The sequence below is a fragment of the Pseudomonas sp. BF-R-01 genome (assembly GCF_019946615.1).
Classification (GTDB): domain Bacteria; phylum Pseudomonadota; class Gammaproteobacteria; order Pseudomonadales; family Pseudomonadaceae; genus Aquipseudomonas; species Aquipseudomonas migulae.
Genome location: NZ_JAGYFX010000095.1, coordinates 1 through 22,943, shown reverse-complemented (window position 1 = coordinate 22,943; position 22,943 = coordinate 1). Strand labels below are relative to the sequence as shown.

Annotated in this window: 19 protein-coding genes; 6 read left to right on the top strand and 13 right to left on the bottom strand. The window is 61.0% G+C overall.

Translation table 11 applies throughout. The annotated features are described in order from the left end of the window. Positions 1-76: 76 nt before the first annotated feature. The 13 genes from KGB27_RS25230 to KGB27_RS25170 form a co-directional block, all read right to left on the bottom strand. The gene (locus KGB27_RS25230; RefSeq protein ID WP_177318173.1) at positions 77-1,327 is read right to left on the bottom strand and encodes a flavohemoglobin expression-modulating QEGLA motif protein; all 1,251 of its coding nucleotides are present in this window, start codon (positions 1,325-1,327) and stop codon (positions 77-79) included. Between the two features lie 63 nt (positions 1,328-1,390). Then, entirely contained in the window at positions 1,391-1,945 is a 555-nt protein-coding gene (locus KGB27_RS25225) for a hypothetical protein (RefSeq protein WP_192417890.1), read from the bottom strand. Between the two features lie 158 nt (positions 1,946-2,103). Further along, a complete protein-coding gene (locus KGB27_RS25220) occupies positions 2,104-2,820 on the bottom strand; it encodes a TetR/AcrR family transcriptional regulator (protein ID WP_008034197.1) in 717 nt (238 codons plus the stop codon). Positions 2,821-2,922: 102 nt separating this feature from the next. Further along, a complete protein-coding gene (gene lysS, locus KGB27_RS25215) occupies positions 2,923-4,425 on the bottom strand; it encodes a lysine--tRNA ligase (protein ID WP_008034198.1) in 1,503 nt (500 codons plus the stop codon). An 84-nt stretch (positions 4,426-4,509) separates the two neighbouring features. Further along, positions 4,510-5,605 (bottom strand): peptide chain release factor 2 gene (gene prfB / locus KGB27_RS25210; protein ID WP_192228479.1). Its coding sequence is split into 2 segments (ribosomal slippage): positions 4,510-5,532 and positions 5,534-5,605, totalling 1,095 coding nucleotides; the frame shifts between segments, so codons are not numbered across the junction. A gap of 612 nt (positions 5,606-6,217) precedes the next feature. After that, positions 6,218-7,219: a PleD family two-component system response regulator gene (locus KGB27_RS25205; protein ID WP_008029757.1), complete on the bottom strand. Its 1,002-nt coding sequence runs from the start codon at positions 7,217-7,219 to the stop codon at positions 6,218-6,220. Positions 7,220-7,267: 48 nt separating this feature from the next. Further along, the gene (locus tag KGB27_RS25200) at positions 7,268-8,278 is read right to left on the bottom strand and encodes a chemotaxis response regulator protein-glutamate methylesterase (RefSeq protein ID WP_223556725.1); all 1,011 of its coding nucleotides are present in this window, start codon (positions 8,276-8,278) and stop codon (positions 7,268-7,270) included. Continuing rightward, positions 8,275-10,563, bottom strand: a complete 2,289-nt coding sequence (locus KGB27_RS25195) for a hybrid sensor histidine kinase/response regulator (protein ID WP_223556723.1) — start codon at positions 10,561-10,563, stop codon at positions 8,275-8,277. Before KGB27_RS25195 ends, KGB27_RS25200 begins: the two co-directional genes overlap by 4 nt. Next, the gene (locus tag KGB27_RS25190; protein ID WP_008029751.1) at positions 10,560-11,243 is read right to left on the bottom strand and encodes a chemotaxis protein CheW; all 684 of its coding nucleotides are present in this window, start codon (positions 11,241-11,243) and stop codon (positions 10,560-10,562) included. Before KGB27_RS25190 ends, KGB27_RS25195 begins: the two co-directional genes overlap by 4 nt. Next, on the bottom strand, positions 11,240-12,508 hold the full coding sequence (locus KGB27_RS25185; RefSeq protein ID WP_223556721.1) for a CheR family methyltransferase: 1,269 nt from the start codon (positions 12,506-12,508) through the stop codon (positions 11,240-11,242). The genes KGB27_RS25190 and KGB27_RS25185 overlap by 4 nt, the downstream gene beginning before the upstream one ends. Beyond that, entirely contained in the window at positions 12,505-13,041 is a 537-nt protein-coding gene (locus KGB27_RS25180; RefSeq protein WP_008029747.1) for a chemotaxis protein CheW, read from the bottom strand. The genes KGB27_RS25185 and KGB27_RS25180 overlap by 4 nt, the downstream gene beginning before the upstream one ends. Further along, positions 13,041-14,603 carry a methyl-accepting chemotaxis protein gene (locus tag KGB27_RS25175; protein WP_404943262.1) on the bottom strand — a complete coding sequence of 521 codons (1,563 nt, stop codon included), beginning with the start codon at positions 14,601-14,603 and terminating at the stop codon, positions 13,041-13,043. Before KGB27_RS25175 ends, KGB27_RS25180 begins: the two co-directional genes overlap by 1 nt. Before the next feature lie 571 nt (positions 14,604-15,174). Further along, a complete protein-coding gene (locus tag KGB27_RS25170) occupies positions 15,175-15,897 on the bottom strand; it encodes a tellurite resistance TerB family protein (protein WP_223556719.1) in 723 nt (240 codons plus the stop codon). Between the two features lie 187 nt (positions 15,898-16,084). On the opposite strand from KGB27_RS25170, the gene KGB27_RS25165 reads away from it, so the two are divergent. The 6 genes from KGB27_RS25165 to KGB27_RS25140 all read left to right on the top strand — a co-directional run bounded on the left by KGB27_RS25165 (position 16,085) and on the right by KGB27_RS25140 (position 22,869). After that, positions 16,085-16,999 (top strand): LysR family transcriptional regulator, encoded by a 915-nt coding sequence (locus KGB27_RS25165; protein ID WP_008029741.1) that lies wholly within the window; start codon positions 16,085-16,087, stop codon positions 16,997-16,999. A gap of 100 nt (positions 17,000-17,099) precedes the next feature. After that, on the top strand, positions 17,100-18,587 hold the full coding sequence (locus KGB27_RS25160) for a gamma-aminobutyraldehyde dehydrogenase (RefSeq protein WP_081500226.1): 1,488 nt from the start codon (positions 17,100-17,102) through the stop codon (positions 18,585-18,587). Positions 18,588-18,810: 223 nt separating this feature from the next. Continuing rightward, the gene (gene ydcS / locus KGB27_RS25155) at positions 18,811-19,962 is read left to right on the top strand and encodes a putative ABC transporter substrate-binding protein YdcS (protein ID WP_008029736.1); all 1,152 of its coding nucleotides are present in this window, start codon (positions 18,811-18,813) and stop codon (positions 19,960-19,962) included. Between the two features lie 121 nt (positions 19,963-20,083). Next, complete coding sequence (locus KGB27_RS25150; RefSeq protein ID WP_008029734.1) at positions 20,084-21,121, top strand: ABC transporter ATP-binding protein; 1,038 nt, start codon at positions 20,084-20,086, stop codon at positions 21,119-21,121. Position 21,122: 1 nt separating this feature from the next. Continuing rightward, on the top strand, positions 21,123-22,070 hold the full coding sequence (locus KGB27_RS25145; protein ID WP_192417881.1) for an ABC transporter permease: 948 nt from the start codon (positions 21,123-21,125) through the stop codon (positions 22,068-22,070). Then, on the top strand, positions 22,060-22,869 hold the full coding sequence (locus tag KGB27_RS25140; RefSeq protein ID WP_008029730.1) for an ABC transporter permease: 810 nt from the start codon (positions 22,060-22,062) through the stop codon (positions 22,867-22,869). Before KGB27_RS25145 ends, KGB27_RS25140 begins: the two co-directional genes overlap by 11 nt. Positions 22,870-22,943 lie beyond the last annotated feature (74 nt).

Genomic DNA, 22,943 nt, shown 5'->3' with positions numbered 1-22,943 from the left:
GAATAACATTCAACAGGCATGTTGACTGACACAACGCCTTCGCGGGCAAGCCTCGCTCCTACAAGGTATGTGTTGATTAGAGGATGTTGGAGTAATCCGCTTCGATCCGGTCCAGGCTCAGGTGGTTCAGGAAGTTGGAGAAGCACATCCACGCCGACAGCGCGTTCATGTCACGGAACTGTTCCGGCAGGTATTTCGGCGGCACCACCAAGCCTTCATCGACCAACTGGCGCAAGGTGCGCATGTCTTCCAGCGTGGTCTTGCCGCAAAACAGCAGCGGCACTTGCTCAAGCTTGCCTTTACGCACGGCCAACTGAATGTAGTTGTAAACCATGATAAAGCCCTTGAGGTAGGACAAGTCTTTGGTAAATGGCAGACCGTTCGGCACCGAACCACGGAAAACCCGACTGGCGTTGCCGTAGCTTTCCGCCATTTCAAAGCCCTGCTCGCGGAAGAACTCGAAGATCTGCAGGAAGTCCGCGCCCTCCTCCACCATGTGAATGGCGCGGGTACGGTTGGTCAGTTTGCGCAGGCGGCTCGGGTAAGAGGCGAAGGTGATGATTTCCATCAGGATCGCCAAACCTTCCTGGGTCACCGTCGACGAGGGCGGCCCCTTGGACAGGAAAGTGCAGATCGGCTGGTTCAGACCGTTGAGCGTAGTGCCGACATGCACCAGCCCTTCGTGGACTTCCAGCGCCCGCACGTCGCGCTCGTTGAACATCGCGTCGGTGCGGATCTTGATGTAGTCGGCGCCGGCCGCCGCATCGGCGACGATGCCGTCGGACTCGAACACCCGAATGGTTTCCTCGGCCTCGCCAAACACTTTGCTCAGCCGGGTTTGCAACAAATGCACGGCGTCCTTGGCGGTGAGGATTTTCGGCTCGTCCTTCAGGTCACCACGACCATCGATGTTGTTCAAATAATCGGAGAGCATCAGGCCGAGGTCGGACAGGGTCGGGTCACCGGCGTGAAACGCATCGGATGCCGCGCCATACAACTCCTGGGAAATCAGGCCGAAATCCTCGGTGCCGCGCGCTTCAAGCATGCGCACCACCATCCGGTATTCCTTGCACATGCGCCGCATGATCTGGCCGACCGGGTTGAACTGGCCAAGCTGACGGGTGATGTCGCGCTCGATGTTCTGGAATTCCAGTTTCACTTTGCTGGAGTCGAAGGACAGCGGCCGGTTCAGGTAGTAATCACGGTCCACCGCCGGCATTTCCTTGCCCTTGGCCTTGAGGAAACCCTTGCGGATGCTGTCGTCCCACTTCACTGCATCCAGGACGCGAATCGGCGTCTGCGCCAGCACAATGCGATCGGACAACATGCGTATCGTCTGCTGGTAATCGTCCACCCGAAACTCCTGTAGAAAAACCGTTATGTGCTGGGTTTATTTGGCTTTGGCCAGGCGCTGATAGCGCACGGCTTCGACGAAGACATCGGAATTGGCCGGATCGTCGAGGTAAGCGAAGACCTGGTCCATGCGTGTGTTGATCAACACGCCGTCACCGTCGTCGGTCTGGAAACCTTCGCCGCTGAGGACTTTTTGCCCCAGGGCCTGGTTGATCTGCTCGAGGTCGAGGTTGTAGACCACCAGTTCATGCTTGTCGGTGAGTTCGAAACCGGCAATGGTGAAATGCCCGCCGAACTGTGCCGGGACTTTCGCCGACAGGTACCAGCGGTTGCCATGGCGCGAGACGGTGAAGGGATAGGCTTCGCGTTCCTTGGGTTTGGCCTTGAAGTAGCTGACCGCCTGATAGCGATTTTCGCCGATGCGCGTCAGCTCCAGGTTCAGCGGCTCGCCCCAGGCGTTGGTGCTGGTCCATTTGCCGAGTAATCCTTTGGGCGCGGGGTCGCTCGTGGGCAATGGCTCCCTGAAGGTCACCAGACAGCCACTGAGCAGCAGGATCGACAAGGCGATCACAACGACGCGCCAGGCTTTCATTCAATACTCCCTATGAACACAGTCCCCGAATGCTCACTGTCCCTGTAGGAGCGTGGCTTGCCCGCGAAGGCGATGTGTCAGTCAACACATCATCTGTTGAATGTTAAATCGCCTTCGCGGGCAAGCCTCGCTCCTACAGGTCGCGGTTCATCGCAGGATCACACCGACGCCAGTACCAAGTGCATATACCGCGTCAGGATACCGAGCATTTCAGCTTCGGCGTCAGGCTCGGCGTCGTTGAGCAGCCCCTGATATTCCATCCGTCCGATAATCGCCGTCAACACTTTGGCATCCTGGTGTGGCTCACGGGAACCCAAAACCTGGAAAAGCTGACACGTACCCTGCAGGAGAATCTGCTGATGCGAGCGCACCAGTTCCGCCAGGCGCGGGTTCAGCAGCGCTTCCTGACGGAACGCCTGTTCGGCCATCAGGTGTTCGCGACGGTTGATCAGTTGCCGGTGAACATAGTCCGCCATCAACCGTGCAATGTCGTCCGCCAGTTGCGAGCGCGACTCGGGGCTGCCGTCGCCGCTGACGACCATCTCGCGCAGCAGCCCTTCATTGTTCACCCACAACTTGGCCATGAACGCCGCGCTGCGTTCCACATATTGGGCAAAGGTATCGGTGAGCAAGTCATCGATGTCCTTGAAATAGTAAGTGGTGGCCGACAGTGGCACACCCGCTTCTGCAGCAACCGCACGGTGACGCACGGCCCGCACGCCATCGCGCACGACAATGCGCATGGCCGCATCGAGAATGTCCTGTCGACGCTGCTCGCTGCCCTGACGGCTGGCCTTGCGGCCCTGGTACTGAACACTTTCAGCGACCGCAGTGGCGATACCCGCTGCACCTTCTTGAGCCATTGCACGGTTCACGACAGGAATTCCTCTCTCATTTCAAAAGTAACCAATTGATACGTTTGTACCAGACAGGCAATAAAAAGCCGCCTGTTATAGGCGGCTTTTTAATTGAAACATTTACGCTTGCGGCCGCATGTGCGGGAACAGGATCACGTCGCGGATCGACGGGGAGTTGGTCAGCAGCATCACCAGACGGTCGATGCCGATGCCTTCACCGGCCGTTGGCGGCATGCCGTACTCCAGCGCGCGAACGAAGTCGGCGTCGTAGTGCATGGCTTCGTCGTCGCCGGCGTCCTTGTCGGCCACCTGCGCCATGAAGCGCTCGGCCTGGTCTTCCGCGTCGTTCAACTCGGAGTAGGCGTTGGCGATTTCACGGCCACCGATGAACAATTCGAAACGGTCGGTAACGTTCGGGTTATCGTCGTTGCGACGGGCCAGCGGCGACACTTCGAACGGGTACTGGGTAATGAAGTGCGGCTGCTCCAGCTTGTGCTCGACCAGCTCTTCGAAAATCATCACCTGCAATTTGCCCAGGCCTTCGAAGCCCAACACCTTGGCGCCGGCTTTCTTGGCGATGGCACGGGCCTTGTCGATGTCGTTCAGATCATCGGCAGTCAGCTCAGGGTTGTACTTGAGGATCGAATCGAACACCGACAGACGCACGAACGGTTCGCCGAAGTGGAACACCTTGTCGCCGTAAGGCACGTCGGTGCTGCCCAGAACCAGCTGCGCCAGCTCGCGGAACAGTTCTTCGGTCAGGTCCATGTTGTCTTCGTAGTCGGCGTAAGCCTGGTAGAACTCCAACATGGTGAATTCAGGGTTGTGACGAGTCGAAACGCCTTCGTTACGGAAGTTGCGGTTGATCTCGAACACTTTCTCGAAGCCGCCAACCACCAGACGCTTGAGGTACAGCTCAGGCGCGATACGCAGGAACATTTCCATGTCCAGCGCATTGTGGTGCGTTTCGAACGGCTTGGCCGCCGCGCCACCCGGAATGGTTTGCAGCATCGGCGTTTCCACTTCCAGGAAGTCACGCTGCATCAGGAAGCTGCGGATGTGGGCGATGACTTGCGAACGCACGCGGAAGGTCTGGCGCACGTCTTCGTTGACGATCAGGTCAACGTAACGCTGACGATAGCGCTGTTCGGTGTCGGTCAGGCCGTGGTGCTTGTCCGGCAGCGGGCGCAGGGATTTGGTCAGCAGGCGCACGCTGGTCATTTCAACGTACAGGTCGCCCTTGCCGGAACGGGCCAGGGTGCCTTCGGCGGCAATGATGTCGCCCATGTCCCAGGTTTTCACCGCGGCCAGGGTTTCTTCGGACAGGGTCTTGCGGTTGACGTAGACCTGGATGCGACCGGTCATGTCCTGGATCACCATGAACGAGCCACGGTTGAGCATGATGCGACCGGCAACCTTGACCGGGATTGCAGCCTCTGCGAGCTCTTCCTTGGTCTTGTCCACGTACTGTTTCTGCAAGTCTTCGCAGTAGTTTTCGCGGCGGAAGTCGTTCGGGAAGGCATTGCCCTTGGCGCGCTCGGCAGCAAGCTTTTCCTTGCGCAGGGCGATCAGGGAGTTTTCTTCCTGTTGCAGGGCTTGCGGGTCGAGTTCTAGGTCGCTCATGTCTTTAAATATTCCATCAGGTTCGTTGTCCCCGGCGTGGGGCCGGGGATCGCCGGCAAGCCGGCTCCTACAGGGGGCGCGGCGTTACAGGCCTTGTTTCAGGCTCGCTACCAGGTATTCGTCGATGTCGCCGTCGAGCACCTTGTCGCAGTCGCTGCGTTCGATGTTAGTGCGCAAATCCTTGATTCGCGACGCATCGAGTACGTAGGAGCGAATCTGGTGACCCCAGCCGATGTCCGACTTGGTGTCTTCCAGGGCCTGCGAGGCGGCGTTGCGTTTCTGCACTTCCTGCTCGTACAAGCGCGCCCGCAACATTTTCATCGCGGTGTCTTTGTTGGCGTGCTGGGAGCGTTCGTTCTGGCAGCTGACCACGGTGTTGGACGGTACGTGGGTGATACGTACGGCCGAGTCGGTGGTGTTTACGTGCTGACCACCGGCACCGGAGGAGCGGTAGGTGTCGATGCGCAGGTCCGACGGGTTGATGTCGATTTCGATGTTGTCATCGATTTCCGGCGACACGAACACGGCCGAGAACGAGGTGTGGCGACGGTTGCCGGAGTCGAACGGGCTCTTGCGCACCAGGCGGTGCACGCCGATTTCGGTACGCAGCCAGCCGAAGGCGTATTCGCCCTTGATGTGCACGGTGGCGCCCTTGATACCGGCGACTTCACCGGCCGACAGTTCCATGATGGTCGCGTCGAAACCGCGTTTGTCAGCCCAGCGCAGGTACATGCGCAGCAGGATGTTGGCCCAGTCCTGGGCCTCGGTGCCGCCGGAGCCGGCCTGGATGTCCAGGTAGGCGTTGTTGGCGTCCATTTCACCGCTGAACATGCGACGGAATTCGAGTTTTTCCAGCGATTCGCGCAGGCGTTCGACTTCGGCGGCGACGTCATCGACGGCGGCCTGGTCTTCTTCTTCTGCGGACATCAGCAGCAGGTCTTTGGCGTCGGCCAGGCCGGCGTGCATTTCGTCGAGGGTTTCGACGATCTGCGCCAACATGGACCGCTCGCGGCCCAGTTCCTGAGCGTACGACGGGTTGTTCCAGACAGACGGATCTTCAAGCTCGCGATTGACTTCAGTCAGACGCTCATGCTTTTGATCGTAGTCAAAGATACCCCCGAATAGTTTCGGAGCGCTCGGACAGGTCCTTGATACTGTTAAGGATCGGGTTGATTTCCATGGCGGGCAGCACTCGTTGGCGAACTTTTGAAAGCCGGCGAGTATAACGGCAAACGGCCGGAAACGGCAGCCCGCTTGGCCGAAAAGGCCCGGTGTGTTTTCGGAGCGGCCGTACACCGATCAACTGTAGGAGCCGGCTTGCTGGCGATGGCGGACTGTTAACCGACCATTTTCTCTCGGGTGTACATATCCGTTCTTTTGGTAATGGCGGCTATCGGTTTCGCCCTTACGGCGAGTCACTTGGAGAAGCCCCAAGTAACCAAGGGCTCTTGCCCCTTTCGTTCGGTGCCTCGCTGTGGCTCGGCATGCCCTCGCTCCGGTCCTGCTCCGTGGGCCCGCCGCCATCGGCCATCCATGGCCGGGGGCGGCTAACCCGGCATCCATGCCGGGTTGCCCACTGCGCAGAACCTGCGCTCGGCCTCTCGAGGGGGCGCTCAGATCAAAAGCGGAAGGCGAGCTAACGCTCGGCCTGATGAGTGGTGGGAATCAAAAGCGTACGTGCCCCCTGTAGGAGCCGGCTTGCCGGCGATGGCGGTGTGTCCGGCAACTAAATGTTGAAGATTAAACCGCTTTCGCCGGCAAGCCGGCTCCTACAGGAAATGAGGTCGCCCTGTTACTCGATACCCACCTGATTGCGCCCATTGTTCTTCGCCAGATACAGCCCCTTGTCCGCCGCCGAGATCAATTGACGGCAATCGGCGCCCGGTTGCGGGGTCATGGTCGACAGGCCGATGCTGATGGTCAGGCTTGAGCCTTCGGTCGGTGAGATGTGCGGGATTTTCAGTGCCGCTACGGTCTGGCGCAGTTTTTCCGCCACCAGTCGCGCACCGCCCGGTGATGTATTGGGCAGGACCAGCGCGAATTCTTCGCCGCCATAACGGGCCGGCAAATCAGAAGGTCGGGCGCTGGCGTCGCGGATGGCCGTGGCGACTTTGCGCAGGGCTTCGTCGCCTTCGAGGTGGCCAAAGTTGTCGTTGTAGGACTTGAAGTAGTCCACATCGATCATCAGCAACGACAATTGGCTCTGGTCGCGCAACGAACGTCGCCATTCCAGTTCCAGGTACTCGTCGAAGTGACGACGGTTCGACAGGCCCGTCAGGCCGTCCGAGTTCATCAGGCGTTGCAGCACCAGGTTGGTGTCGAGCAATTGCTGCTGGCTGACCCGCAACGCGCGGTACGCGGCGTCCCGCTGCAGCAGGGTCATGTAGGAGCGTGAGTGATAGCGGATGCGCGCCACCAGTTCGATGTTATCCGGCAGTTTGACCAGGTAATCATTGGCCCCGGCCGCGAATGCCGCGCTTTTGATCAGCGGGTCTTCCTTGGTCGACAGCACGATGATCGGAATGTCCTTGGTGGCCGGGTGATTGCGGTATTCGCGCACCAGGCTCAGGCCGTCGAGACCGGGCATGACCAGGTCCTGGAGAATCACCGTCGGCTTGATCCGGATCGCCTGCGCAATCGCCTGATGCGGGTCGGCGCAGAAGTGGAAGTCGATGTTTTCTTCATTCGACAACCCGCGGCGCACCGCTTCGCCGATCATGGCCTGATCGTCCACCAACAACACCATGGCGGCGTTTTCGTCGGTTTTGAAGCCGTCGAGCTGTAAGTCATTCATGTGCGGTCACCTGAGTACTGCCTGGGCCAGGATTGCTGCTGAGCATAGTCATTTGGCAAAAATCTCCAGCAATCGTGGCGCTATCTTGTCCAGCGGGCGAATTTCTACAGCGGCGTCGATGGCCGCTGCCGCTTTCGGCATGCCATACACCGCGCTGCTTTGTTGGTCCTGAGCGATGGTCAGGTAACCCTGTTGGCGCATGAGTTTAAGCCCCTGCGCGCCATCGCGTCCCATGCCGGTCAATAAAACCCCTACGGCATCGCCATTCCAGTAACTGGCCACACTCTCGAAAAACACATCGATCGAGGGCCGATAGATCTCGTTGACCGGCTCGGCGGTGTACGCCAGCGTGCCGTTTTTCAATAAACGAATATGGTGGTTGGTGCCGGCCAGCAGCACGGTGCCCGCCTGCGGTGGCTCGCCTTCCTGGGCCAGGCGCACGTTCAGGCCGCTGGCGCCGCTGAGCCATTCGGCCATGCCGGCGGCGAACACCTGGTCAACGTGTTGCACCAGCACAATGGCGGCGGAAAAATTTATCGGCAGCCCCTTGAGCAGTATCTCCAGGGCTGCCGGCCCGCCTGCGGAGGAACCGATGGCGATCAGTTTTTGCCGGGAACCTGAGTGGCGCAACGGGCCCGGCGCAGGTCGCACGCGATTGCCCTTGTCGCCGATCAGCCAACCGATGTTGAGGATTTTGCGCAGCAGCGGTGCCGCTGCTTCCTGGGCATTGCCGGCACCGATTGCCGGCGTATCGACCACATCCAAAGCGCCGTGGCCCATGGCCTCGAACACCCGGTGCACGTTCTGCTGGCGGTCGACCGTGACGATCACGATGGCACACGGCGTCTCGGCCATGATTCGCCGCGTCGCCTCGACGCCATCCATCACCGGCATGATCAGGTCCATCAGGATCAGGTCCGGGGTGTTTTCCACGCAACGCTGCACAGCCTCGGCGCCGTTGCTGGCGACCCAGATCACTTGATGCTCCGGCTCAAACGCCAAGGCACGGCGCAGGGCCTCCACCGCCATGGGCATGTCGTTGACGATTGCGATTTTCATGCCCGCGCTCCTCCTATGAGCTCAACCACTGCATCAAGCAGGGCGTCGTCGTGAAAACTGGCTTTGGCTAGATAATAGTCGGCCCCGGCGTCCAGTCCACGACGACGGTCTTCTTCGCGATCCTTGTAGGACACCACCATCACCGGCAGCGATTGCAGGCGGTTGTCCCGGCGCAACAAAGACACCAGTTCGATACCGTCCATGCGCGGCATATCGATGTCGGTGATCAGCAGATCGAAATCCTCGGAACGCAGGGCATTCCAGCCATCCATACCGTCCACCGCCACTGCCACGTCGTAGCCGCGATTGAGCAACAGTTTGCGTTGCAACTCGCGGACGGTCAGCGAGTCGTCGACCACCAGAACCCGTTTGCGCGCGGCTTCGGCCGCCTGATTGCTGTGGCGGGCAATCCGCTCCAGACGCCCGGTATTGAGCAGTTTGTCCACCGATCGCAACATGTCTTCGACGTCGACGATCAGCACCACCGAACCGTCGTCGAGCAGCGCGCCTGCGGAAATGTCCTGCACTTTGCCCAGACGCTCGTCCAGCGGCAAGACCACCAGCGTGCGCTCGCCGACAAACCGCTCGACCGCCACACCGTAGATCGCATCGCGCTCGCGGATGACCACGACCTTGAGGGTTTGCTGATTGTTGGTGCTCGCCGGACGCTGAAGCAATTGGCTGGCCGCAACCAACCCGACATGCCGGCCTTCGTACCAGAAATGCTGACGGCCTTCGACCTGCACGATGTCCGCCGGCTCCAGGTCGCACATGCGCTCGATGTGGGCCAGCGGAAACGCGTACGCCTCTTCGCCGACCTCCACCACCAGGCTGCGCACCACCGACAGGGTCAGCGGCACTTCAAGATGGAAGCGGCTGCCCTCGCCCGCCGTCTGCTCCAGCACCACCGCGCCGCGCAACTGGCGGACCATGTGCTGAACCGCGTCGAGGCCGACGCCACGTCCGGACACTTCAGTGACCGCGTCGCGCAGGCTGAAACCCGGCAGGAACAGGAACGTCAGCAACTCCTCTTCGCTCAACTGCGCGGCGGTGTCGGCCGGGGACAACTGACGCTCGATGATGCTGCGGCGGACCTTTTCCAGGTCGACGCCGTTGCCGTCATCGCTCAGTTCCAGCATCAGCAGACCGGCCTGATGCGAGGCGCGCAGGCGGATTAAACCTTCCTCCGGTTTACCGGCCAGCAGCCGTTGCTCCGGGGATTCGATGCCGTGGTCGACGGCGTTGCGCAGCAGGTGCGTCAGCGGCGCTTCAAGTTTCTCCAGGACGTCGCGATCGACCTGGGTTTTCTCGCCCTCGATCTCCAGCCGCACCTGTTTACCGAGGCTGCGCCCCAGGTCGCGGACCATGCGTACTTGCCCGCTCAGCACATCGGCAAACGGCCGCATGCGGCAGGCCAACGCGGTGTCGTACAGGACTTGCGCGCGTTGACTGGCCTGCCAGGCGAACTCGTCCAGCTCGGCGTTTTTTTCCACCAGCAATTGCTGGGATTCCGCCAGCAACCGACGCGCATCGTCGAGGGCTTCCCGGGCTTCCAGGCTCAAGGTCTGATCCTTGAGATGGACATTGAGGTTTTCCAGCGCCCGCAAGCCGTTGTTCTGCATGCGCTTGAGGCGTTGCATGGTGGCCAGGTGCGGTTTGAGCCGCAGGGTTTCCACCAGGGATTTGCTCGACAGGTCGAGCAGGCTGTTCAAGCGTTCGGCCGTAACGCGCAATACGCGCTCGCCACTTTCGGTGGTGCGTTTGGTCTTGGGCGAGGGCTCGGCGGCAGCTGCCGAAGGGGCTTGCGTGGCGGCTGGCATGGGCGACTCAACCGTGGCCGTCGGCGGCTCCAACTGAAGTTCTGCCATCGGCGGCGCGATGGGGGCAACCGTCGCCATGTGAACAAGCAGCCGTCCCATCAAGACGACATAAGCTTCGATATCCGCAGGCGCCGGTGCGTTGTTCGGCGTCGCGATGCGCATCAGCAAATCGGTGCCCTGCAGCAAGGCATCAATGTGCTCTGGCCGCAGATACAACCGGCCTTCCTGGGCGCTGACCAGGTAATCTTCCATCACATGGGCAACGCTGACGCCGGCATCGACGCCGACAATTCGCGCCGCGCCTTTGAGCGAGTGAGCCGCGCGCATGCACGATTCAAGGTAATCGGCCTGGGTCGGATCGCGTTCAAGCGCCAGCAGCCCCGTGCTCAACACCAGGGTCTGGGCCTCGGCTTCGAGGCTGAACAGTTCCAGCAAAGAGGCGTCGCGCATTTGCTCGGGGGTCATGTGAGGCTCCGGGTCACGGCGGACAGCAGCTGTTCTTCATCCAGCCAACGCAGGCTGCGACCTTTGAATTGCAATACGCCACGGGTGTATTTGGCGCTGGCCTGCGTACCGGAACGCGATGCGGCCTCAAGGAGGCGCTCGTCGATGGCATGGATCCCGTCGACTTCGTCCACCGGCACCACCACCGGCCCGCCGTGGGCCGCGATGATCAACATGCGCGGCATCACGCGCGCACCAGGCGCCACGCTGCTCACGCCGTCGAGCCCGAGCAGTTCCACCAACGACAGGCACGCCACCAGCGCGCCGCGCACATTCGCCACGCCAAGCAAGGCCCGGGAGCGCTGGTGCGGCAGGGAATGAATCGCTTGCAGCGGCGCCACTTCCACCAGGCTGCGGGTGGCCAGGCCCAACCATTCTTCGCCGAGGCGGAACATCAGCAGCGAGCGGGTTTTCACCTCGCTTTCGACCGCGACCGAGACTTGCCCGCGGTCTTCCTGTTGCAACGCATAACGGTCGAGCAAACGCGTAGCGGCCGCCGAGTACACCGCGCAATTGCGGCAATGAATGTGTTCGATCAGCAGCGGGCAGGACTTGTCGCCGTGGATACCGATACGGTTCCAGCAATCGTCGATGGCCTGGGCATCTTCATGGGTGAGGCTAAAGCTGTCGGCGGCATTCATCGTTTACGCTCACTGTTTGCGCGCTCGCTGCGGGCGGCGCGGTCCTGCAATCGTTTGGCGCCCGCCGTGTCGCCCTGTGATTGCAGCAAGGCCGCCAGGTGCATCAACGCGTCGGGATGTTGCGGTTCGAGGTACAACGCCTTGCGATAAAAGCCCTGGGCTTCGAGAGCGCTGCCGGCGACATCGCTGAGCAGTCCCAGCCAGTAAAACACCTGGGCTACCGGTTCATGGCTGCGCAAATAACTTTCGCACGCGGCGCGGGCTTCGGCGCTTTTGCCTTCATTGGCCAGTGCGGTGATGTTTGCCAGCAACGTAGCGGCGTCGGGACTGGCGGCTTTTGTCGCCACCGGCAGCGGCGTCACCGTTGCGAAGGGCCGCAGGCGTACCGGCGCCGGTGTGACGCTGCGCACCGGTTGGCGCACTGGCAATGGCGTCGGCGCGAAGGCCGCAAAAGGCTCGGGCTCTGGCGCGCTATGGCGACTGAACGCAAAAGATTGAGGGATACCAATCGAACGCATGCCCAGGCGCCCCAGCAAACTGCCCTCGGCGGGGCCGATAAACAGCACACCCTCGACATGGGTCAGGCGCTTGAGCACTTCGAACACCTGTTGTTGCGTCGGCTGATCGAAATAGATCAGCAGGTTGCGGCAGAACACGAAGTCATAAGGCGATTCGTTGGCCAGCAACGACGGATCCAGCAGGTTGCCGACCTGTAAACGCACCTGTTCCAGCACGCGCTCGCTGAGGCGATAGGACTCGTCCTCGGCGGTGAAATGCCGCTCGCGGAACGCGATGTCCTGGCCGCGAAACGAATTCTTGCCGTACTGCGCGCGCCTGGCTTTTTCCACAGACAGCGGGCTGACGTCCATGCCTTCGACTTTGAACTGATGTGGTTTGAACCCGGCATCGAGCAAGGCCATGGCAATGGAATAGGGTTCTTCACCGGTGGAACACGGCAGGCTGAGAATCCGCAATGCGCGCATGTTGTTGATATCGGTCAGGCGCTTGGCCGCCAGTTTTGCCAGGGCGGCGAAGGATTCCGGGTAACGGAAAAACCAGGTTTCGGGAACGATCACCGCTTCGATCAGCGCATGCTGCTCATCCTGCGAACCCTGCAAGGTGTGCCAATACTCATCGGCCGTCAGCGCGTTGGACGCCGTGCTGCGCTGGCGCACCGCTCGTTCGATGATCGCTGGGCCCACCGAGGTGACGTCGAGGCCGATGCGCTCTTTTAGGAAATCGAAAAACCGCTGATCGCTGCTCATGGCTGCACCTCAAGCTGCGCCAGGTCCAGCGGGGGTGACGGAAACAGCAGCGCCCGAACTTGCTCGTCCAGCAGATCGGCGACGCGCACCCATTGCAGCAAACCTTGCGCGTCTTCACGCACCGGTCCGAGGTACGGCGCCTGGCGATTATCCAGGCCATAGGGTTGAAAGTCCGCCGGGTTGCAGCGCAGCGTGTCGGTGGCCTGCTCCAGGATCAGCCCGAGCAATTGCGCCTCGGCGGTTTCATCCGCACGGTAATTGACCAGCACCAGGCGCGTGCTGGTACGCGCCTGGGCCGGTTCGCCAAAGGTCAGCGCACTGAGGTCGATTACCGGCACTACCGCGCCGCGATAGGCGAACACCCCGGCGACCCAGTCCGGCGCGCGGGGTATCGGCTTCAACGGCAGGCGCGGCAGCACTTCCGCCACTTCGATCGCTTGCAAGGCATAGCGCTCGCTGCCGATGCGAAACACCAGAAACAATGCATGCATCGCCGGCTTCACGGCGGTGCGTTTAGCCGTGAGTTCGCTCATCAGACTTTGAATCGCGAAACGCCGCCGCGCAGCCCGACGGCCACCTGGCTCAGTTCGTCGATGGCGAAACTGGCCTGACGCAAGGACTCGACGGTCTGGCTGCTGGCATCGCCCAACTGCACCAGTGCATGGTTGATCTGCTCGGCGCCGGTGGCCTGAGCCTGCATGCCTTCGTTGACCATCAACACCCGCGGCGCCAGCGCCTGAACCTGATGGATGATCTGCGACAGCTGCTCGCCGACCTGCTGCACCTCGGACATGCCGCGACGCACTTCTTCAGAAAACTTGTCCATGCCCATGACCCCGGCCGACACCGCCGACTGGATCTCGCGCACCATCTGTTCGATGTCGTACGTGGCCACGGCGGTCTGGTCCGCCAGGCGACGCACTTCGGTGGCAACCACGGCAAATCCACGACCGTATTCACCGGCCTTCTCGGCTTCAATGGCAGCGTTCAGCGACAGCAGGTTGGTCTGGTCCGCGACCTTGACGATGGTCACCACCACTTGATTGATGTTGCCGGCCTTCTCGTTGAGGATCGCCAGTTTGGCGTTGACCAGATCCGCGGCGCCCATCACCGAGTGCATGGTCTCTTCCATTCGCGCCAGGCCCTGCTGCCCGGAACCGGCAGCCACCGAGGCCTGATCGGCAGCGGTGGAGACTTCGGTCATGGTCCGCACCAGGTCACGCGAGGTGGCGGCGATTTCACGGGAAGTGGCACCGATTTCGGTGGTGGTGGCGGCGGTTTCCGTAGCGGTGGCTTGCTGCTGTTTGGAGGTGGCGGCGATTTCCGTCACAGACGTGGTGACCTGCACCGACGAGCGCTGCGCCTGAGACACCAACGAAGTGAGTTCGGCCATCATGTCGTTGAAGCCGGTTTCCACAGCGCCGAATTCGTCCTTGCGCTCCAGGTTCAAGCGGCCGCTGAGGTCGCCGGTACGCATGACTTCGAGGATCTGCACGATGCGGTTCATGGGCGCCATGATCGCGCGCATCAGCAGCAGGCCGCAGAGACCGGCGGCCAATACCGCCACCAGCAGGGAAATGCCCATGATGACTTTCGCGGTGAACACCGCATCATCAATGTAGGCCATGTCCTGATCCGCCACGGCTTTGTTTTCGCGCAGGATGTCATTGAGCTTCATGCGCCCCGCCGTCCAGGTCGGGGTCAGTTGTTCATTGAACAACTTGATGGCCTCGGCTTCCTGATTGCGCTTATGCAAGTCGAGCACTGCGGCCAGGATCTTGCCGTAATTCTCATGGAATTTTTCGAAGGCTGCGAATTCGAGCTTGTCTTCATCCGTGGTGACGGTGGCGCGATAGCTATTCATCGCGTCCTGCACGCGCGCTTCAAAATTCTTGAAGTCTGCGGCGTCCTCGGCACTGATGCCCTGCCCTTCCTTCAAGCCCAGCATTTCCTGGGTCTGGAGATAGCTGTCGACCCAGGCACCACGAATCATCGAGCTGTAATACACCCCGGGGAGCGCGTCGTCACGAACGCTGACTTCGCTGGCCTCGATCTTCAACAGTCGGGAATACGAGACGACGACCATCAGCAACATGATGGCGATAATTACCGCAAAGCTCGCCAAAATGCGTTGGCGCAACGTCCAGTTCTTCACAGTCAGTCCTCGGGGCCATTTCAAATGCTGCGCAGTATAGCCGAGGGCGGTGTTTCATTTATAAGACGGATGCGCGGCGGTTCACATCTCGGCGAATGAGGATGTGGCGGGGCTGAAAAGGCTATCGCCAGCAAGCCGGCTCCTACAGGTGGTCGGTGTCGGGCACGAGTGTTGTGCGCACCGAAGTTCCCTTGTAGGAGCTGGCTTGCCGGCGATGGCGGCCTTGAGGGCGGTGCTGGATTTTAGGGCCTCATCGCCAGCAAGCCGGCTCCTACAGGTGGTGGCGTCGGGCACGAATGTTGTGCGCACCGAAGCTCCCTTGTAGGAGCTGGCTTGCCGGCGATGGCGGTCTTGAGGGCGGTGCAGGATTTTAGGGCCTCATCGCCGGCAAGCCGGCTCCTACAGGTGGTCGGTGTCGGGCATGTATGCTGTGCGCACCGAAAATCCTTTGTAGGAGCCGGCTTGCTGGCGATGGCGGTCTCGGGAGCGAAACAGGATTTGAAGCCGGTTTCTACATGGAAGCCTGGCGCACCTGTTTTTCCAACTCGACTTTCAACGCTGGCTCAAGCTTGAGTTGGCGCGCCAGTTCGTCCAGGTAAGACTTCTCCATGAAGTTCTCCTCGTCCACCAGCATCACGCTCGCGATGTACATCTCGGCCGCCATTTCCGGGGTGCTGGCGGCGCGCGCAACATCGGTTGGATCCAGCGGTTTGTTCAGTTCGGCGTGCAGCCAGTGTTGGAGTTCCTGATCATTGTCGAGTTTGGTGAACTCGCCTTCGATCAACGCACGCTCGCGCTCGTCGACATGACCATCAGCCTTGGCCGCCGCCACCAGCGCCTTGAGAATCGCCTGGCTGTGTTGCTCGACCTGCGCCGTCGGCACGCGGTCCACGGTTTGCGGCTCTTGCTTCGGTGCAGTGCCCTGCTGGGCCTGCCAGTTGCCGTAAGCCTTGTAGGCAATCACGCCCAATGCCGCGAGGCCGCCGTAGACAGCGACTTTGCCGCCGACTTTGCGAGCCTTCTTGTTACCCATCAACAGGCCCATCGCGCCAGCGGCCAATGCACCGCCACCCGCGCCTGACAACAAACTGCCAAGGCCGCCCGAACCACCGCCACCACCAAGCAATCCGCCCAATCCACCGCTGGACGCCTTGTTCTGCGCGCCACCGGTCTTGTTCTGCAACAGGTCCTGGCCGGATTTGAGTAATTGATCGAGCAATCCACGGGTATTCATTCTTGCCGCCTCCACAAAAGGGGTTAACCGGACACATAAGGCCACCAGCCTAGATCGAAAGTGCCCGGCCCTTCCCGGCGAGAGTGCTTCCAGATGTTGCTCACCTCCTGTAACGCTAAAAAGCCCATCGATTAAAAAGATATACACTCAAGCGAATCTATAAAAACCGCCCACCGGGTACTTCTTCATGATGACTTTGCGTCAAATTCGTCATTTCATCGCCGTGGCCGAGACCGGCTCGATCTCTGCCGCCGCGCAAACCGCGTTCATTTCCCAATCGACACTGACCCTGGCCATCCAGCAACTGGAGCAGGAAATCGGCGTCGGGCTGTTCAACCGCCATGCCAAGGGCATGACGCTGACCCACCAGGGCCATCAATTCCTACGCCAGGCACACCTGATTCTGGCAACGGTGGACAACGCCAAACGCAGCCTGCAACAAAGCACCGATCAAGTCGCCGGGCAGTTGATCGTCGGTGTAACCAGTCTCGTCGCCGGTTATTACCTCGCGGACCTGCTCACCCGCTTTCAACGCGCCTACCCCAACGTCGAGATCCGCGTGATGGAGGACGAACGCCCGTACATCGAGCATTTGCTGGTCAGCGGCGAGATCGATGTCGGTGTGCTGATCCTCTCCAACCTCGAAGACCGCCACGCCCTGCAAACCGAAGTACTCACCCATTCGCCTCACCGTTTATGGCTGCCGGCCCAGCATCCGCTGCTGGAACACGACAGCATCAACCTGGCCGACGTCGCCCGTGAGCCGCTGATTCAACTGAACGTTGATGAAATGGACCGCAACGCCCAGCGCATGTGGTCGGCGGCGTCGCTTCAACCGCGCATCACCCTTAAAACCGCTTCGACCGAAGCGGTACGAAGCCTGGTGGCCGCCGGATTGGGCGTGTCGATCCAGCCCGACATGACCTATCGCCCCTGGTCATTGGAGGGCGACATCATCGAAGCGCGGCCGATTGCCGACCTGAGCCAGACCCTCGACGTCGGCCTGGCCTGGCGCCGCGGCACGGCGCGTCCGGCACTGGTCGACCCGTTCCTGACCGTCGCGCGCGAGCAGCCCCACGGCGGGCGCAAGCCATCTATTTAATCGAACGCCACCTTCAGTATTTAGTATTTGTAGACCTCGGATCCGGGCACTAGTCTTGGAACATCTATAAGACGGCCGGGCCCCAGTCACAGGGAGCAGCATGGCCACACAAGAAAAGAGAACCCGAAAAATGGCTGGCGCGCAGACCCCGTTGTTCACCGCGTTGTTGATCGATGGCGAACTGGTCGCGGGTCAGGGTTTTGTCGAACCAATCCTCAACCCGGCCACCGGTGAAGTGCTGACGCACATTGCCGAAGCCAGCACCGAGCAAGTCGAAGCCGCGATCCTCGCCGCGCACCGTGCGTTCGCCAGTTGGTCGCGGACCACGCCGCAGCAGCGCTCGAACCTGCTGCTGGACATCGCCAATGCCATCGAAAAACAAGCCGACCTGCTCGCCCGCCTCGAATCCCTGAACTGCGGCAAACCGTTGCACCTGGCGCGTCAGGACGACTTGAGCGCGACGGTCGACGTGTTCCGCTTTTTCGCCGGCGCGGTGCGCTGCCAAACCGGCCAGCTCAGCGGCGAGTACCTGCCGGGTTATACCAGCATGGTGCGCCGCGATCCGATTGGCGTGGTCGCCTCGATTGCACCGTGGAACTACCCGATCATGATGGCCGCGTGGAAAATCGCCCCGGCCCTCGCTGCCGGTAACACGCTGGTGTTCAAGCCTTCCGAGCACACGCCGCTGTCGATCCTGGCCCTGGCGCCCGCACTGGCCGAAATCCTCCCACGCGGCGTGATCAACATCATTTGCGGCGGCGGTGAAGGCGTGGGCAGCCACTTGGTCAGCCACCCGAAAATCCGCATGGTGTCGCTGACCGGCGATATCGTCACCGGGCAAAAAATCCTGCAGGCCGCAGCGAAAACCCTGAAACGCACGCACCTCGAACTCGGCGGCAAGGCCCCGGTGATCGTCTGCAACGATGCCGACATTCAGGCGGTAGTCGAAGGCGTGCGCACGTACGGTTACTACAACGCCGGCCAGGATTGCACCGCCGCCTGCCGCATTTATGCACAGGCCGGCATTCATGACCGCCTGGTGGCCGAACTCGGCGCAGCGGTCAGCAGCCTGCGCTTCGCTGGTAAACGCGATGCCGACAACGAAATCGGGCCGCTGATCACCACCCGCCAGCGCGACCGCGTGGCCAGTTTCGTCGAACGCGCCCTGGGTCAGCCGCACATCGAGCGCGTGACCGGCGCGGCCGTGCATTCCGGTGCCGGCTTCTATTACCAACCGACGTTGCTGGCCGGCTGCAAGCAGAGCGATGAAATCGTCCAGCGCGAAGTGTTCGGGCCGGTGGTCACCGTGACCCGCTTCGATGGGCTCGAACAAGCCGTGGACTGGGCCAACGATTCGGAATACGGCCTGGCTTCCTCGATCTGGACCCAGAACCTGGACAAGGCGATGCAGGTCGCCGCGCGCTTGCAGTACGGCTGCACCTGGATCAACAGCCATTTCATGCTGGTCAGCGAAATGCCCCATGGCGGCCTGAAACGCTCGGGCTACGGCAAAGACCTGTCCAGCGATTCGCTTCAGGACTACAGCGTGGTGCGGCACATCATGGCGCGCCACGGACAGCATTTATAAAAGCGCACTACGCTAACAATTAGCCGTAAAGGCATTAGCGCAGAAACGCTGGAACACCGCGAATTCCTTGTAGGAGCCGGCTTGCCGGCGATGGCGTCCGAAAGGACATCGCAAGGCTTAAAGGCCTCTTCGCCGGCAAGCCGGCTCCTACAAGGGCCGTGTTTACAACGCTGAACCACGTTCAAAACTGCCCCGACCATAATTTAAAGAAGAGGGAATTCCCATGTTCGTGCACAAGACCGCACTGCTCAGTGCAATCACCACAGCGCTGTTGGCCAGCGCCAGTATCCAGGCCGCCGAACCGCTGAAAGCCGTCGGTGCCGGCGAAGGTCAGCTGGATATCGTGGCTTGGCCCGGCTACATCGAACGTGGCGAAAGCGACAAGGCCTACGACTGGGTGACCAGTTTCGAGAAGGAAACCGGCTGCAAGGTCAACGTCAAAACAGCCGCCACTTCCGATGAGATGGTCAGCCTGATGTCCAAGGGCGGTTACGACCTGGTGACCGCATCGGGCGACGCGTCGCTGCGGTTGATCGTTGGCAAACGCGTGCAGCCGATCAACACCGCGTTGATTCCGAACTGGAAGAACATCGACCCGCGTCTGAAGGATGGCCAGTGGTACGTCGTCAACAAACAAACCTACGGCACTCCGTATCAGTGGGGCCCGAACGTGTTGATGTACAACACCAACGTCTTCAAGACGGCCCCGGACAGCTGGGGTGTGGTGTTCGAGGAACAGAACCTGCCGGACGGCAAGTCCAACAAGGGTCGGGTCCAGGCCTACGACGGTCCGATCTACATCGCCGATGCAGCGCTCTATCTCAAGGCGAAACGGCCGGAACTGGGAATCAAGGACCCGTACCAGCTCAACGAAGAACAATACAAGGCCGCGCTGGACCTGCTTCGCAAGCAGCAGCCTCTGATCCACCGCTACTGGCATGACGCGACCGTGCAGATGAGTGACGTCAAGAACGAAGGCGTCGTGGCGTCCAGCACCTGGGGCTACATGGTCAACGGCCTGGTGGCGGACAAGCAGCCAGTGGCCTCGGTCATTCCGAAAGAAGGCGCAACGGGCTGGGCCGACACCACCATGCTGCACGCCGACGCCAAGCACCCGAACTGCGCTTACAAGTGGATGGACCATTCGCTGCAACCGAAAGTCCAGGGTGACCTGGCCGCCTGGTTCGGTTCGTTGCCGTCGGTTCCGGCGGGGTGCAAAGAGAGCGAATTGCTCGGTGCCGAAGGCTGCAAGACCAACGGTTTCGACCAGTTCGACAAGATCGCCTTCTGGAAAACCCCGCAGGCTGAAGGCGGCAAGTTCGTGCCGTACAGCCGCTGGACCCAGGACTACATCGCGATCATGGGCGGTCGCTGACGCCTGAAGGTCCTTCGGACCTTATCGCCGGCAAGCCGGCTCCTACAAAGTACGCGTACCCCCTGTAGGAGCTGGCTTGCCAGCGATGCTTTTCAGATTTGATATTTCGGAGCACCGCACCATGACGCTTGCAGTCCAGTTCACCAACGTTTCCCGTCTGTTCGGCGAAGTGAAAGCCGTAGACCGGGTTTCCATCGACATCCAGGACGGCGAGTTCTTCTCCATGCTGGGCCCTTCCGGCTCGGGCAAAACCACGTGTTTGCGCCTGATCGCCGGTTTCGAACAACCGAGCGCAGGCTCGATCCGGATTCACGGCAATGAAGCCGCCGGGCTGCCGCCGTATGAGCGTGACGTCAACACGGTGTTTCAGGATTACGCCCTGTTCCCGCACATGAACGTACTCGACAACGTCGCCTACGGTTTGAAAGTCAAAGGCGTCGGCAAGGCTGAACGCCAGAAACGCGCTGAAGAAGCCCTCGACATGGTCGCCCTCGGCGGCTACGGCGCGCGTAAACCGGTGCAACTGTCGGGCGGTCAGCGCCAGCGTGTGGCCCTGGCCCGCGCATTGGTCAATCGTCCTCGGGTGCTGCTGCTCGACGAACCGCTGGGCGCCCTCGACTTGAAGCTTCGCGAGCAAATGCAGAGCGAGCTGAAAAAGCTGCAACGCCAGCTCGGCATCACCTTCATCTTCGTCACCCACGACCAGACCGAAGCCTTGTCGATGTCTGACCGTGTGGCGGTGTTCAACAAGGGGCGCATCGAACAAGTCGATACCCCGCGCAACCTCTACATGAAACCGGCAACCACCTTTGTCGCGGAATTCGTCGGCACCTCCAACGTGATTCGCGGCGATCTGGCGCAGCAGCTCAGCGGCAATCCGCAGCCGTTTTCGATTCGCCCGGAACACGTGCGTTTCGCCGACGGCCCGTTGGCCAGCCACGAAATCGAAGTCAGTGGTTTGCTCCACGACGTTCAGTACCAGGGCAGCGCCACCCGTTATGAACTGAAGCTGGAAAACGGCCAGACCCTGAACATCAGCCAGGCCAACAACCAATGGCTGGACGTCAGCGCGCAACATCAGACCGGGCAACGCATCAGCGCACGCTGGGCACGGGAAGCGATGATCCCGCTGCACGACACCGTTGCCGGCGGGGTGTGAGATGACCAGCGTGGCTCTCCCTCAATCCCCGGCCAGCGGCTCGCCGTTGCGCAGGTTTTCCAACCTGCTGTATCGCCGGCCGAACTTTTACCTGTCGCTGCTGCTGGTGCCGCCGCTGTTGTGGTTCGGCGCGATCTACCTCGGTTCGCTGCTGGTGCTGTTGTGGCAAGGCTTCTACACCTTCGACGACTTCACCATGGCGGTCACGCCCGACCTGACCCTGGCGAACTTCACCGCGCTGTTCCAGCCGTCGAACTTCGACATCATTCTGCGTACCCTGAGCATGGCCGTCGTGGTGTCGATTGCCAGCGCCATTGTCGCGTTCCCGATTGCCTACTACATGGCGCGCTACACCACCGGCAAGACCAAGGCGTTTTTCTACATCGCGGTGATGATGCCGATGTGGGCCAGTTACATCGTCAAGGCGTATGCGTGGACGTTGCTGCTGGCCAAGGGCGGCGTGGCACAGTGGTTCGTTCAACACCTGGGACTGGAGCCTGTCTTGCAGTTTGTGCTGGGCATTCCGGGCGTGGGTGGCAGCACCTTGTCGACCTCGCACCTGGGGCGCTTCATGGTGTTCGTCTACATCTGGCTGCCGTTCATGATCCTGCCGATTCAGGCCTCGCTGGAACGCCTGCCGCCGTCGTTGCTGCAAGCCTCCGCCGACCTCGGCGCCAAGCCGCGCCAGACCTTTATGCAAGTGATTCTGCCGTTGTCGATTCCGGGCATCGCCGCCGGGTCGATCTTCACGTTTTCGCTGACCCTGGGCGACTTCATCGTGCCGCAACTGGTGGGCCCGCCGGGGTACTTCGTCGGCAGCATGGTGTACGCCCAACAAGGCGCGATCGGCAACATGCCAATGGCCGCGGCGTTCACGCTGGTGCCGATTGTGTTGATCGCCATTTACCTGACCATCGTCAAACGACTGGGGGCCTTCGATGCACTCTGAGAAAGCTTCTTTAGGGTTGCGCATCGCAGCCTGGGGCGGGTTGGTGTTTCTGCACTTCCCGATCCTGATCATCTTCCTCTACGCGTTCAACACCGAAGACGCGGCGTTCAGCTTTCCACCCAAGGGCTTCACCCTGAAGTGGATCGGCGTGGCGTTCGCACGGCCGGATGTACTGGAAGCGATCAAGCTGTCGCTGCAGATCGCCTCCGTCGCGACGTTGATCGCGTTGGTGCTCGGCACGCTGGCGTCGGCGGCGTTGTACCGGCGAGATTTCTTCGGCAAGCAAGGCATCTCGCTGATGCTGATTTTGCCCATCGCATTGCCGGGGATCATCACCGGGATCGCGCTGTTGGCGACCTTCAAGACGCTGGGCATCGAGCCGGGGATGTTCACCATCATCGTCGGCCACGCGACCTTCTGTGTGGTGATCGTCTACAACAACGTCATCGCCCGGTTGCGCCGCACTTCACACAGTTTGATCGAAGCCTCAATGGACCTCGGCGCCGATGGCTGGCAGACCTTCCGCTACATCGTCCTGCCGAACCTCGGCTCGGCGTTGCTGGCCGGCGGCATGCTCGCGTTTGCGCTGTCGTTCGACGAAATCATCGTCACCACCTTCACCGCCGGCCATGAACGCACCCTGCCGCTGTGGCTGCTCAACCAGCTCAGCCGCCCACGGGACGTGCCGGTGACCAACGTCGTCGCGATGCTGGTGATGATGGTGACCATGCTGCCGATTCTCGGCGCCTATTACCTGACCCGTGGTGGTGAAAGCGTGGCGGGAAGTGGCGGGAAGTAACGAACAACTCAATATCCACTGTAGAAACCGAATCCTGTGTAGGAGCGAGGCTTGCCCGCGAAGGCGTCCTCGAG

Coding starts and splice junctions, on each gene's coding strand:
- KGB27_RS25160 (WP_081500226.1), top strand. CDS start 17,100: ATGGCCACACAAGAAAAGAGAACCCGAAAAATGGCTGGCGCGCAGACC.
- ydcS (WP_008029736.1), top strand. CDS start 18,811: ATGTTCGTGCACAAGACCGCACTGCTCAGTGCAATCACCACAGCGCTG.
- lysS (WP_008034198.1), bottom strand. CDS start 4,425: ATGAGCGACCTAGAACTCGACCCGCAAGCCCTGCAACAGGAAGAAAAC.
- KGB27_RS25145 (WP_192417881.1), top strand. CDS start 21,123: ATGACCAGCGTGGCTCTCCCTCAATCCCCGGCCAGCGGCTCGCCGTTG.
- KGB27_RS25230 (WP_177318173.1), bottom strand. CDS start 1,327: ATGTTGTCCGATCGCATTGTGCTGGCGCAGACGCCGATTCGCGTCCTG.
- KGB27_RS25225 (WP_192417890.1), bottom strand. CDS start 1,945: ATGAAAGCCTGGCGCGTCGTTGTGATCGCCTTGTCGATCCTGCTGCTC.
- KGB27_RS25180 (WP_008029747.1), bottom strand. CDS start 13,041: ATGAGCGAACTCACGGCTAAACGCACCGCCGTGAAGCCGGCGATGCAT.
- KGB27_RS25175 (WP_404943262.1), bottom strand. CDS start 14,603: ATGTTGCTGATGGTCGTCGTCTCGTATTCCCGACTGTTGAAGATCGAG.
- KGB27_RS25165 (WP_008029741.1), top strand. CDS start 16,085: ATGATGACTTTGCGTCAAATTCGTCATTTCATCGCCGTGGCCGAGACC.
- KGB27_RS25185 (WP_223556721.1), bottom strand. CDS start 12,508: ATGAGCAGCGATCAGCGGTTTTTCGATTTCCTAAAAGAGCGCATCGGC.
- KGB27_RS25150 (WP_008029734.1), top strand. CDS start 20,084: ATGACGCTTGCAGTCCAGTTCACCAACGTTTCCCGTCTGTTCGGCGAA.
- KGB27_RS25205 (WP_008029757.1), bottom strand. CDS start 7,219: ATGAATGACTTACAGCTCGACGGCTTCAAAACCGACGAAAACGCCGCC.
- KGB27_RS25195 (WP_223556723.1), bottom strand. CDS start 10,563: ATGACCCCCGAGCAAATGCGCGACGCCTCTTTGCTGGAACTGTTCAGC.
- KGB27_RS25190 (WP_008029751.1), bottom strand. CDS start 11,243: ATGAATGCCGCCGACAGCTTTAGCCTCACCCATGAAGATGCCCAGGCC.
- KGB27_RS25140 (WP_008029730.1), top strand. CDS start 22,060: ATGCACTCTGAGAAAGCTTCTTTAGGGTTGCGCATCGCAGCCTGGGGC.
- KGB27_RS25170 (WP_223556719.1), bottom strand. CDS start 15,897: ATGAATACCCGTGGATTGCTCGATCAATTACTCAAATCCGGCCAGGAC.
- KGB27_RS25200 (WP_223556725.1), bottom strand. CDS start 8,278: ATGAAAATCGCAATCGTCAACGACATGCCCATGGCGGTGGAGGCCCTG.